9 protein-coding genes and 1 pseudogene are annotated in these 13,133 nt (G+C 45.9%); 9 read left to right on the top strand and 1 reads right to left on the bottom strand.

The window, feature by feature from the left end; genetic code table 11:
* The 9 genes and pseudogenes from ACQEXR_RS17140 to rpoC form a co-directional block, all read left to right on the top strand.
* Window positions 1-73 (top strand): annotated as a pseudogene (locus ACQEXR_RS17140) (elongation factor Tu); the annotation flags it as partial.
* Window positions 74-348: 275 nt separating this feature from the next.
* Window positions 349-729 (top strand): preprotein translocase subunit SecE, encoded by a 381-nt coding sequence (gene secE, locus ACQEXR_RS17135; protein ID WP_004747599.1) that lies wholly within the window; start codon window positions 349-351, stop codon window positions 727-729.
* 13 nt (window positions 730-742) lie between these two features.
* Window positions 743-1,291 (top strand): transcription termination/antitermination protein NusG, encoded by a 549-nt coding sequence (gene nusG / locus ACQEXR_RS17130; protein WP_008078233.1) that lies wholly within the window; start codon window positions 743-745, stop codon window positions 1,289-1,291.
* A 182-nt stretch (window positions 1,292-1,473) separates the two neighbouring features.
* Window positions 1,474-1,902: a 50S ribosomal protein L11 gene (gene rplK, locus ACQEXR_RS17125; RefSeq protein WP_138971461.1), complete on the top strand. Its 429-nt coding sequence runs from the start codon at window positions 1,474-1,476 to the stop codon at window positions 1,900-1,902.
* Window positions 1,903-1,906: 4 nt separating this feature from the next.
* Entirely contained in the window at window positions 1,907-2,608 is a 702-nt protein-coding gene (gene rplA, locus ACQEXR_RS17120; RefSeq protein WP_138971460.1) for a 50S ribosomal protein L1, read from the top strand.
* A 289-nt stretch (window positions 2,609-2,897) separates the two neighbouring features.
* On the top strand, window positions 2,898-3,392 hold the full coding sequence (rplJ, locus tag ACQEXR_RS17115) for a 50S ribosomal protein L10 (protein WP_138971459.1): 495 nt from the start codon (window positions 2,898-2,900) through the stop codon (window positions 3,390-3,392).
* A gap of 57 nt (window positions 3,393-3,449) precedes the next feature.
* Window positions 3,450-3,818, top strand: coding sequence for a 50S ribosomal protein L7/L12 (gene rplL, locus ACQEXR_RS17110; RefSeq protein WP_269378477.1), 369 nt, complete (start codon window positions 3,450-3,452; stop codon window positions 3,816-3,818).
* A 231-nt stretch (window positions 3,819-4,049) separates the two neighbouring features.
* Complete coding sequence (gene rpoB, locus ACQEXR_RS17105) at window positions 4,050-8,078, top strand: DNA-directed RNA polymerase subunit beta (RefSeq protein WP_426953313.1); 4,029 nt, start codon at window positions 4,050-4,052, stop codon at window positions 8,076-8,078.
* Window positions 8,079-8,152: 74 nt separating this feature from the next.
* Complete coding sequence (gene rpoC / locus ACQEXR_RS17100; RefSeq protein ID WP_331418559.1) at window positions 8,153-12,355, top strand: DNA-directed RNA polymerase subunit beta'; 4,203 nt, start codon at window positions 8,153-8,155, stop codon at window positions 12,353-12,355.
* 128 nt (window positions 12,356-12,483) lie between these two features.
* Here rpoC and rsd read toward each other — a convergent pair whose 3' ends face one another.
* Entirely contained in the window at window positions 12,484-12,978 is a 495-nt protein-coding gene (gene rsd, locus ACQEXR_RS17095; RefSeq protein ID WP_138971455.1) for a sigma D regulator, read from the bottom strand.
* Between the last annotated feature and the right edge of the window lie 155 nt (window positions 12,979-13,133).

The following is a 13,133-nucleotide window of genomic DNA, read 5'->3' as shown; positions in this document are numbered from 1 at the left end:
AGGTCTACGTTTCGCGATCCGCGAAGGTGGCCGTACAGTTGGTGCTGGTGTTGTTGCTAAGATCTTCGCTTAATTCTAACGAATTAGCTAAAGTCTTCGGAAAATCTTGGAATAAGATTTGACGAACCAGTAGCAAAAAGGGCATCATTTGATGCCCTTTTTCTGCACTATACAAAATGTCTGTTGCATTGTTATGAAAACAGACATGTAAGCAGGATTTTTTGATTGAGGTGTTGCTTCTCAATCAATAAAAGCGTGCGTCAATCTAGTTAGATTGTCGTTTAATGGATTTGCCCTGCAACAGCGGGGTTGTTGTCGTCTATATTAAGACTTAGACAGGTTGGTTTTATGAAAGCAAATAATGCTGAAACTCCTGATAGCTCAAATGGCGCAGATATCTTTAAGTGGATTGTCACTTTCGCTCTGTTAGCTGCCGCTGTTGTGGGTAATTACCTGTATGGTGAAATGTCTGTAGTAATTCGTGCTGCAGGAGTTGTTGTATTAATCGCTGCGGCACTTGGTGTTGCTGCTACAACAACTAAGGGTAAAGCTGCGATTGAGTTTGCAAAAGAGTCGCGTATGGAAGTACGCAAAGTGGTTTGGCCTACTCGCCAAGAAACTATGCAAACTACTTTAATCGTTTTAGCTGTAAGTATTGTAATGGCTCTAGTGCTTTGGGGCATTGACGGCATCATGGTTCGTCTTGTCGCTCTAGCAACTGGGGTATAGAGGGTTTTAATTCATGAGTGAAGCTCCAAAAAAACGCTGGTATGTGGTTCAAGCCTTCTCTGGATTTGAAGGCCGTGTAGCCCAATCTCTTCGTGAGCATATCAAAATGCACAGCATGGAAGAGCTGTTTGGTGAAGTTCTAGTCCCTACTGAAGAAGTAGTGGAAATGCGTGCAGGTCAGCGTCGTAAGTCTGAGCGCAAGTTCTTCCCTGGTTACGTCCTAGTTCAGATGATCATGAACGATGAATCATGGCACTTAGTACGCAGTGTGCCGCGTGTCATGGGCTTCATTGGTGGTACCTCTGATCGTCCAGCTCCTATCACTGATAAAGAAGCTGATGCGATTCTTAACCGTCTAGAGAAAGCAAGTGAAGCTCCTCGCCCACGTACTATGTACGAAGCGGGTGAAGTTGTACGCGTTACAGACGGTCCATTTGCTGACTTCAACGGTACAGTTGAAGAAGTGGATTACGAGAAGAGCCGCCTGAAAGTGTCTGTATCGATCTTTGGTCGTGCGACACCAGTTGAGCTTGAATTTGGTCAGGTTGAAAAACTGGACTAATACTCTGATTTGTAGAGTATAAAAAATCACCTTTTTAGGGTTGTATAAGGCGCGAATTATGACTATAATCTCGCGCCTTATTATTTCAATCGAAGCTTAAGTTTTGAGCGAAATAAAAAGAATTTGTATCAACGGGGAGCTGATCGGTCGATTAGCGCTTGTACCCAAAATTAGGAATAATCATGGCTAAGAAAGTTGAAGCTTACATCAAGCTACAAGTTGCTGCTGGTATGGCAAACCCAAGTCCACCAGTTGGTCCTGCACTAGGTCAACACGGTGTTAACATCATGGAATTCTGTAAAGCGTTCAACGCGAAAACAGAATCTCTAGAGAAAGGTCTACCTACTCCAGTAGTTATCACTGTATACAGCGATCGTTCTTTCACGTTCATCACTAAGACTCCACCTGCTGCTGTTCTTCTTAAGAAAGCTGCTGGCGTTAAGTCTGGTTCAGGCCGTCCAAACACTGAAAAAGTGGGCACTGTAACTGAAGCTCAAATCCAAGAAATCGCAGAAGCTAAAGCTGCTGACATGACTGGTGCTGACATCGAAGCAATGAAGCGTTCAATCGCTGGTACTGCTCGTTCAATGGGCCTAGTGGTAGAGGGTTAATAAGATGGCTAAACTAACTAAGCGCATGCGCGTAATCCGCGACAAAGTTGACGCGACTAAAGAATACGAAATCAACGAAGCTGTAGCTCTTCTTCAAGAACTAGCAACTGCTAAATTCGTTGAGTCTGTAGACGTTGCTGTTAACCTAGGCATTGATGCTCGTAAATCTGACCAAAACGTACGTGGTGCAACTGTACTACCACACGGTACTGGCCGCGACATCCGCGTTGCAGTGTTCACTCAAGGTGCAAACGCTGAAGCAGCTAAAGAAGCTGGCGCAGACATCGTTGGTATGGAAGATCTTGCTGAGCAAGTTAAGAAAGGCGAAATGAACTTTGACGTAGTTGTTGCTTCTCCAGATGCAATGCGCGTTGTAGGTCAACTAGGTACTATCCTAGGTCCTCGCGGTCTAATGCCAAACCCTAAAGTTGGTACTGTAACTCCTAACGTTGCTGAAGCTGTTAAGAACGCTAAAGCTGGTCAGGTTCGTTACCGTAACGACAAAAACGGCATCATCCACACTACTATCGGTAAAGCAAACTTCTCTGCTGAGCAGATCAAAGAGAACCTAGAAGCTCTTCTAGTTGCTCTGAAGAAAGCTAAGCCATCTTCTGCTAAAGGTACTTACCTGCAGAAAGTAAGCATCTCTACTACTATGGGTGCTGGTGTTGCTGTTGATCAGGGTAGCCTGAACACTCAAGCATAATTGATTTGATTAGGCGCGAAATTAATGTATAATTCTGCGCCTAATATTTGTGGTTGGGGCTGAACTTTGGTTCATTAAATTCTTCTAGAATTTGTTGTGAATTATGACCCAGTCTCCGTCCAAGACCGTAGGTGTTTGACTTGTCAAACTTAATCATCCTACGTAGATGGTGCCCGAACTGACAGAAAGCTCTATGTAAATAGTTACCTTTCTTCTGGGAAGCACCTTTTAAGCTCTCACTGTTGTGATAATAGTGAGTGGTGTAACGACAACCAGGAGTTAATCCAAGATGGCTTTAAACCTTCAAGACAAAAAAGCAATTGTTGCTGAAGTCAACGAAGCTGCCAGTGGTGCACTTTCTGCAGTTGTAGCTGACTCTCGTGGCGTTGAAGTGGGCGCAATGACTTCTCTACGTAAACAAGCTCGTGAAGCGGGCGTTTACCTGAAAGTTGTTCGTAACACGCTGATGCGTCGTGCGGTAGAAGGTACTAGCTATGAGTGTCTAACAGAGACATTCACTGGTCCTACTCTAATCGCATTCTCTAACGAGCACCCAGGTGCTGCAGCGCGTCTTTTCAAAGACTTCGCTAAAGAGAACAAAAACTTCGAGATCAAAGCTGCTGCATTTGAAGGCGCGCTAACTGACGCTGAAGTACTAGCGACACTACCAACTTACGACGAAGCAATCGCACGCCTAATGATGTGCATGAAAGAAGCTTCTGCTGGCAAGCTGGTACGTACATTCGCTGCTATCCGCGATCAAAAAGAAGAAGCTGCGGCGTAAGCCTTGCTTTTTTCTGGTTGCTTAATAAACTTATTGTTGATTTAAAAGAGAATTGTTATGTCTATTACTAACGAGCAAATCCTAGACGCAGTTGCAGAAATGTCTGTAATGCAAGTTGTTGAACTAATCGAAGCGATGGAAGAGAAATTCGGCGTTTCTGCTGCAGCTGCTGTTGTAGCTGGTGGCGCTGCAGCTGGCGAAGCTGCTGCTGAGCAAACTGAGTTCGACGTAATCCTAGAATCTGCAGGCGCTAACAAAGTTGCTGTTATCAAAGCAGTACGTGGCGCAACTGGCCTAGGTCTTAAAGAAGCTAAAGCTCTTGTAGACGGCGCTCCAGCACCTCTTAAAGAAGGTGTTGAGAAGGCAGAAGCTGACGCTCTTAAAGCTCAGCTAGAAGAAGCTGGCGCAGTAGTTGCTGTTAAGTAATTATTACTTAGCTTCTTAGCCTAACGGCTAATGGCTGGTGGTTTTATAACCACCGGCCTTTTTGCGCTGTAGGGGTTGGGTGATTTTTCCGCTGTTTGAGCACCCATACTTCAAGCAAAAAACGCTTCATTAGCTCTTAATGAAACGCTACTACACTCAAACAGATATTTAGTCACTGTCTCATACTACCAGAGGCAGTTTGGGTCACTTATCAGCGAGCTGAGGAACCCCATGGTTTACTCTTATACCGAGAAAAAGCGCATCCGTAAGGACTTTGGTACTCGTCCACAAGTGTTGGACATTCCATACCTGCTATCGATCCAGCTCGATTCGTTCGAGAAATTTATCGAACAGGATCCTGAAGGTCAATACGGTCTTGAAGCTGCTTTCCGTTCTGTATTTCCGATTCAGAGCTACAACGGCAATTCCGAGCTGCAATACGTTAGCTACCGTCTTGGTGAGCCAGTTTTTGACGTTAAAGAATGTCAAATCCGCGGCGTAACTTATTCAAAGCCACTACGCGTAAAACTACGTCTAGTTATTTTTGATAAAGACGCGCCAGCAGGTACTGTAAAAGACATTAAAGAACAAGAAGTCTACATGGGCGAAATTCCGCTTATGACAGACAATGGTACCTTCGTTATCAATGGTACCGAGAGGGTTATCGTATCCCAGCTGCACAGAAGTCCTGGCGTATTCTTCGACAGCGATAAGGGTAAGACCCACTCATCAGGTAAAGTTCTATACAATGCACGTGTTATTCCTTACCGTGGTTCATGGCTTGATTTCGAGTTTGATCCTAAGGATAACCTATACGTACGTATTGACCGCCGTCGTAAGCTACCAGCATCTATCATTCTTCGCGCACTAGGTAAGACGACTGAAGAGATCCTGGACATCTTCTTTGAGAAGGTGAACTTCGAAGTTAAAGATCAAACTCTTCTAATGGAGCTTGTTCCTGATCGTCTACGTGGTGAAACTGCGTCGTTCGATATCGAAGCTAACGGTAAGGTTTACGTTGAGACTGGCCGTCGTGTGACTGCACGTCATATCCGTCAACTTGAAAAAGACAGCATTGACCACATCGAAGTACCTGTAGAGTACATCGTTGGTAAAGTTGCATCGAAAGATTACATCAACGAAGCAACCGGTGAGATCATTGTTGGTGCAAACCAAGAGATCAGCCTAGAAGCTCTAGCTAACCTTTCTCAAGCTGGCCATAAAGCTCTATCTGTTCTATTCACGAACGATCTAGACCACGGCCCATTCATGTCAGAGACACTACGTATCGACAGCACTGTTGATCGTATTTCTTCGCTGGTAGAAATCTACCGCATGATGCGCCCTGGCGAGCCACCAACGAAAGAAGCTGCTGAAGCACTATTCGAAAGCCTATTCTTCTCTGAAGAGCGTTACGATCTATCGACTGTTGGTCGTATGAAGTTCAACAGCTCTATCGAACGTGAAGATGCTCAAGAGCAAGGCACACTTGATGAAACTGATATCATCGAAGTGATGAAGAAGCTTATCGCTATCCGTAACGGCATCGGTGAAGTGGACGATATCGACCACCTAGGTAACCGTCGTATCCGTTCTGTTGGTGAAATGGCAGAAAACCAATTCCGCGTTGGTCTAGTACGTGTTGAACGTGCTGTTAAAGAGCGTCTAAGCCTTGGTGACCTTGATGCAATCATGCCTCAAGATCTAATCAATGCTAAGCCGATCTCTGCTGCGGTTAAAGAATTCTTTGGCTCTTCTCAGCTATCTCAGTTCATGGACCAAAACAACCCATTATCAGAAGTAACGCACAAGCGTCGTATTTCTGCGTTGGGTCCTGGCGGTCTAACTCGTGAACGTGCTGGCTTCGAAGTACGTGACGTACACGTAACTCACTACGGTCGTCTATGTCCTATCGAAACACCTGAAGGTCCAAACATCGGTCTGATCAACTCTCTATCTGCGTTTGCGCGTTGTAACGAGTACGGTTTCCTAGAGACTCCATACCGTCGCGTTGTAGATGGCGTAGTAACAGACGAAGTAGATTACCTATCTGCTATTCAAGAAGGTCAGTACGTTATCGCTCAGGCGAACACTGTTCTTACTGAAGAAGGCACATTTGCTGAAGAGCTAATCACAGCTCGTCAGAAAGGTGAATCTGGTCTACACCCACGCGAACATGTTGACTACATGGACGTTGCAACTAACCAGGTTGTATCTATCGCTGCATCGCTTATCCCGTTCCTAGAACACGATGATGCGAACCGTGCATTGATGGGTGCGAACATGCAACGTCAGGCAGTTCCAACTCTTAAAGCTGATAAGCCTCTAGTTGGTACTGGTATTGAGCGTAACATCGCAGTTGACTCTGGTGTTACTGCGGTAGCGAAACGTGGTGGTGTAATCCAGTCTGTAGATGCTTCTCGTATCGTTGTTAAAGTGAACGAAGAAGAGTTGATCTCTGGTGAAGCAGGTATCGATATCTACAACCTAACTAAATACACTCGTTCTAACCAAAATACGTGTATCAACCAGCGTCCATGTGTGATGCCTGGTGAACCTGTTGCACGTGGTGACGTTCTTGCTGATGGTCCTTCAACAGACCTTGGTGAACTTGCTCTTGGTCAGAACATGCGTATCGCGTTCATGCCTTGGAACGGCTACAACTTCGAAGACTCGATCTTAGTATCTGAGCGCGTAGTTCAAGAAGACCGTTTCACGACTATCCACATTCAAGAACTATCTTGTGTGGCGCGTGATACTAAGCTTGGTGCTGAAGAGATCACAGCTGACATTCCAAACGTAGGTGAGTCTGCTCTGTCTAAACTAGACGAGTCAGGTATCGTTTACATCGGTGCGGAAGTGAAAGGCGGTGACATCCTTGTAGGTAAAGTAACGCCTAAAGGTGAAACTCAGCTAACTCCTGAAGAGAAGCTACTACGTGCTATCTTCGGTGAGAAAGCGTCAGACGTTAAAGATACGTCTCTACGCGTACCAAACTCTGTTTCAGGTACTATCATCGACGTTCAAGTATTTACTCGTGACGGTGTTGAAAAAGACAAACGTGCACTTGAAATTGAACAGATGCAGCTTAAAGAAGCGAAGAAAGACCTTACTGAAGAATTCCAGATTCTTGAGGGTGGCCTTCTAAACCGTGTTAAAGCTGTACTTATCGACGGTGGTTACACTGAAGCGAAACTAGATGCTATCGATCGCAAGAAGTGGCTAGAACTGACGCTTGAAGACGATGCTCTACAGACTCAGCTAGAGCAACTAGCAGAGCAGTATGACGAGCTACGTGCAGACTTCGATAAGAAGTTTGAAACCAAGCGTCGCAAGATCACACAAGGTGATGATCTAGCACCTGGCGTACTGAAGATCGTTAAAGTTTACCTAGCGGTTAAACGTCGCATCCAGCCTGGTGATAAGATGGCGGGTCGTCACGGTAACAAGGGTGTAATCTCTAAGATCAACCCTGTTGAAGACATGCCATACGATGAAAAAGGTCAACCTGTTGACATCGTACTGAACCCACTAGGTGTACCTTCGCGTATGAACATCGGTCAGATCCTAGAAGTACACTTAGGTCTGGCAGCGAAAGGTATCGGTGACAAGATCAACCAGATGGTTAAAGAGCAGCAAGAGCTAGCTAAGTTCCGTGACTTCCTACAGAAGGTTTACGATCTTGGTGAAACTCGTCAGAACGTAGACATCGCGTCTCTATCTGATGATGAAGTTCGTACGTTGATCTCTAACCTACGTGGCGGTCTACCGATCGCAACGCCGGTATTCGATGGTGCAAATGAATCATCAATCAAAGAGCTTCTAAAACTAGGTGACCTACCAGAATCTGGTCAGTTAACTCTGTTTGATGGTCGCACTGGTGATGCGTTTGAGCGTCCTGTAACTGTTGGTTACATGTACATGCTGAAACTGAACCACCTTGTTGATGACAAGATGCACGCTCGTTCGACTGGCTCGTACAGCCTAGTAACTCAGCAACCACTTGGTGGTAAAGCTCAGTTCGGTGGTCAGCGTTTCGGTGAGATGGAAGTATGGGCACTTGAAGCTTACGGTGCTGCTTACACGCTACAAGAAATGCTAACAGTTAAGTCTGATGACGTTAACGGCCGTACTAAGATGTACAAGAACATCGTAGACGGTAACCACAGCATGGAACCTGGTATGCCAGAATCGTTCAACGTACTGTTGAAAGAGATTCGCTCGCTAGGTATCAACATCGAGCTAGAAGACGAAGAGTAATCCCACGGGATTATTTGGTAGAAGGTGCTCACTTTTGCGGGTGAGCTCCTTTTAACTCCTTACAGGAGCTGATTGTGAAAGACTTATTAAACTTTCTAAAAGCGCAGCATAAGACCGAAGAATTTGATGCAATCAAAATCGGTCTATCTTCACCAGACATGATCCGTTCATGGTCTTTTGGTGAAGTTAAAAAACCTGAAACGATCAACTATCGTACGTTCAAGCCTGAGCGTGATGGTCTGTTTTGTGCGCGTATCTTTGGTCCAGTAAAAGACTACGAATGTCTTTGTGGCAAATACAAGCGTCTAAAACACCGTGGCGTTATCTGTGAGAAGTGTGGCGTTGAAGTTACACAAACTAAAGTTCGTCGTGACCGTATGGGCCACATCGAGCTTGCTTCTCCAGTAGCTCACATCTGGTTCCTAAAATCGCTACCGTCTCGTATCGGTCTACTAATGGATATCCCTCTACGTGATATCGAGCGTGTTCTTTACTTCGAAATGTACGTAGTAACTGAACCAGGTATGACTGATCTAGAAAAATCTCAGATGCTTACAGAAGAAGAGTATCTAGATCGCCTAGAAGAGTGGGGTGACGAGTTCACGGCTAAGATGGGTGCAGAAGCGATTAAAGACCTACTTGCGTCTATGGATCTGCCTGCTGAAATCGAAGAGATGCGTGAAGAGCTTCAGTCTACTAACTCAGAGACTAAGCGTAAGAAGATCACTAAGCGTCTGAAGCTAGTTGAAGCGTTTGTTCAATCTGGTAACAAACCAGAGTGGATGATCCTAACTGTGCTTCCGGTACTTCCGCCAGATCTACGTCCTCTAGTACCTCTAGATGGCGGTCGCTTTGCGACGTCTGATCTGAACGACCTATACCGTCGCGTAATCAACCGTAACAACCGTTTGAAGCGTCTACTAGAGCTAGCGGCTCCGGACATCATCGTACGTAACGAAAAACGTATGCTGCAAGAGTCTGTTGATGCACTTCTAGATAACGGTCGTCGCGGTCGTGCGATCACAGGTTCGAACAAGCGTCCTCTGAAATCTCTTGCTGATATGATCAAGGGTAAACAAGGTCGTTTCCGTCAGAACCTTCTAGGTAAGCGTGTAGACTACTCTGGCCGTTCTGTAATCACAGTAGGTCCATACCTTCGTCTACACCAGTGTGGTCTTCCTAAGAAGATGGCACTAGAGCTATTCAAACCATTCATCTACAGCAAGCTAGAGACTCGTGGTCTTGCGACTACAATCAAAGCTGCTAAGAAGATGGTTGAGCGTGAAGAAGCGATCGTTTGGGATATCCTAGACGAAGTTATCCGCGAACACCCAGTACTATTGAACCGTGCACCTACACTTCACCGTCTAGGTATCCAGGCGTTCGAACCAGTACTAATCGAAGGTAAAGCGATTCAGCTACACCCACTAGTGTGTGCGGCATACAACGCGGACTTCGATGGTGACCAAATGGCGGTTCACGTGCCTCTAACTCTAGAAGCACAGCTTGAAGCTCGTACTCTGATGATGTCGACAAACAACATTCTGTCGCCAGCGTCAGGTGATCCGATCATCGTACCTTCTCAGGACGTTGTATTGGGTCTTTACTACATGACTCGTGAAAAGATCAACGTGAAAGGCGAAGGTATGTACCTTGCTAGCCCAGCAGAAGCTGAGAAGGCATACCGCACTAAGACTGCTGAGCTACACGCTCGCGTTAAAGTTCGTATCACTGAGACTGTAAAAGACGAAGATGGTCACAGCACAACAGAGACTAAGCTAGTTGATACAACTATCGGTCGTGCAATGTTGTGGCAAATCGTGCCAGAAGGTCTACCGTACAGCATCGTTAACCAAAAGCTAGGTAAGAAGCAAATCTCTAACCTACTTAACGAAGCGTACCGTAAGCTTGGTCTGAAAGACACGGTAATCTTCGCTGACCAAATCATGTACACAGGTTTTGCTTACGCGGCACTTTCTGGTGTATCGGTTGGTATCGACGATATGGTTGTACCAGCAGCTAAATACACTGAGATCGAAGAAGCTGAAGCAGAAGTTCGCGAAATCCAAGAACAGTACCAATCTGGTCTTGTAACTGCGGGTGAGCGCTACAACAAAGTGATCGATATTTGGGCATCGACCAACGATCGCGTAGCGAAAGCGATGATGGAAAACCTTTCATCTGAAACGGTAGTTAACCGTGACGGTGAAGAAGAGCAACAAGAGTCATTCAACAGCATCTACATGATGGCTGACTCGGGTGCTCGTGGTTCTGCAGCTCAGATTCGTCAGCTAGCTGGTATGCGTGGTCTGATGGCTCGTCCAGACGGCTCAATCATCGAAACGCCTATCACAGCGAACTTTAAAGAAGGTCTAAACGTACTTCAGTACTTTATCTCAACGCACGGTGCTCGTAAGGGTCTTGCGGATACGGCACTGAAAACTGCGAACTCGGGTTACCTAACTCGTCGTCTAGTAGACGTTGCGCAGGACGTAGTAGTACACGAGCACGACTGTGGCACCCACGAAGGTGTTGACATGATGCCGCACATCGAAGGTGGTGACGTTAAAGTTGCACTTTCTGAGCTAGCTCTAGGTCGTGTTGTTGCTGAAGATGTTCTTAAGCCAGGTACAGAAGAAGTTCTGATCCCACGTAACACTCTAATTGATGAGAAGTGGTGTCAAATCATGGAAGAGAACTCAGTAGACAGAATGAAAGTTCGCTCTGTAGTTACCTGTGATGCGGACTTCGGTTGTTGTGCACAGTGTTACGGTCGTGACCTAGCACGTGGTCACCTAGTGAACCAAGGTGAAGCAGTTGGCGTAATCGCTGCTCAGTCTATCGGTGAGCCGGGTACACAGCTTACGATGCGTACGTTCCACATCGGTGGTGCGGCATCTACTGCAGCAGCAGAGAACAGCATCCAAGCTAAGACAACAGGTACGGTTAAGCTACACAATGCTAAGTTTGTAACGAACAAAGATGGTAAGCTTGTTATCACTTCTCGTGCATCTGAACTGACTATTATTGATGAGTTTGGTCGTACGAAAGAGAAACACAAACTGCCTTACGGTTCTCTACTAACTAAAGGCGACAACGATTCAGTTCAAGCTGGTGAAACAGTAGCGAACTGGGAAGCGCACACTATGCCAATCATCACTGAAGTGGCAGGTCGCATCCAATTCGTTGACATGATCGACGGTGTAACAGTTTCTCGTCAAACGGATGACCTAACAGGCCTATCGTCAAGCGAAGTAACTGAAGCGGCAGCTCGCCCAGCAGCAGGTAAAGATATGCGTCCAGCAATCAAACTTGTTGATGAGCAAGGTAACGATGTAATGATCCCTGGTACTGAAATGCCAGCTCACTACTTCCTACCAGGTAAAGCTATCGTTAACATCGAAGACGGTGCAGAAGTAGGTGTGGGTGATACGCTTTCACGTATTCCTCAGAAGTCTGGTGGTAACCGAGACATCACTGGTGGTCTTCCACGAGTTGCTGACCTATTCGAAGCACGTAAGCCGAAAGAGCCTGCGATCCTTGCTGAGCACACAGGTACTGTGAGCTACGGTAAAGAGACGAAAGGTAAGCGTCGTCTAATTATCACTCGCGATGGCGGTGAGACGTACGAAGAGATGATTCCTAAGCATCGTCAGCTTAACGTATTCGAAGGCGAGAAGATTGAACGTGGTGACGTGATCGCAGATGGTCCAGAGTCTCCACACGATATCCTACGTCTACGTGGTATCCACGCTGTGACTCAATACATCGCGAACGAAGTTCAAGAAGTATACCGTCTCCAAGGCGTTAAGATTAACGATAAGCACATCGAGACTATCGTTCGTCAGATGCTACGTAAGTGTACTATTACTCACGCTGGTGACTCTGAGTTCCTAGCAGGTGAGCAAGTAGAATACGCTAACGTTAAGATTGCTAACCGTGCACTAGAAGCAGAAGGCAAAGAGCCAGCACGCTTCGAACGTGAACTACTAGGTATCACTAAAGCATCGCTAGCAACTGAGTCGTTCATCTCTGCGGCATCGTTCCAAGAGACAACTCGCGTACTAACAGAAGCTGCGGTTTCTGGTAAGCGTGATGAACTACGTGGTCTGAAAGAAAACGTAATTGTAGGTCGTCTAATCCCTGCAGGTACGGGTTTCGCTTACCACCAAGATCGTCAAGCTAAGCGTGCAGAAGAGCAAGAAGGTCCTTCAGCTGAACAAGCGACTGACAACCTTGCAGCACTACTAAACGCTGGTTTCTCTACTGACGAGTAATCGTTAGAGTGAAAAATGAGAAAAGGCACCTTCGGGTGCCTTTTTTGTTTTTAGTGACATCCTGTGGTGCTCTGTAACGTTTCACGGCAGGATGTTGGCTTTGGTAGTCTTGTTTTTCCGCTTCTCGCTTACGCGCCGGGAGGAACGGCCAGACTGTCGGCAATCATCTGAATAAGCTTATCTTCGACTTCAAACCTTACTTCGATGATCTCCCCAATAAGAGACATATCGCTGTCAAAACTGTCCAACGTGTCCTCGTCACTTACTGCGGCATATTTGTCTGTGAAATTGAGCAACGGTTCTGTCGTCAGAACGATCTTGCCATAAGTTTGGTTAATTTCGTCGGTTGCTTCAAATCCTGTTGCTCGCCATTTGTCCATTACCATGTCGTAGATCTTGAAATGCCCTTCAGAGATATAGTCGACGAGATGTTGGCAAAATACTTGGAGTTCTTGTGGAGTTGGCAGCGATGACAGTGCAGATTTAGTAGAGCAGGGTTGAAGTGCGGCTAGTTTACAATACTCAACAATGAGTGATTGTCTGGTTTCAAGCCAGTGATCGATGACTTCACTAGAGCCACCCCATTGTTCTTGTGTGTGTTTGAATTTATTCAGCATGACCATATCCTCATGATCGGATCACTTCTCTGGTGATCATTACGCTTTGGTCCCAAAGCTTGTTCAGAGTTACAACCTCTTGTCGTTACTAAAATTTATAGTCTTGAAATTGCGTGACTACAAACTCTGGTATGAATTTAGATTGCCAGTAAAATAGATGA

Origin of the sequence: Vibrio sp. TRT 2004 (genome assembly GCF_050113735.1) — a bacterium.
Taxonomy (GTDB): Bacteria; Pseudomonadota; Gammaproteobacteria; order Enterobacterales; family Vibrionaceae; genus Vibrio.
This window is presented reverse-complemented; position numbering and strand designations above follow the sequence as displayed.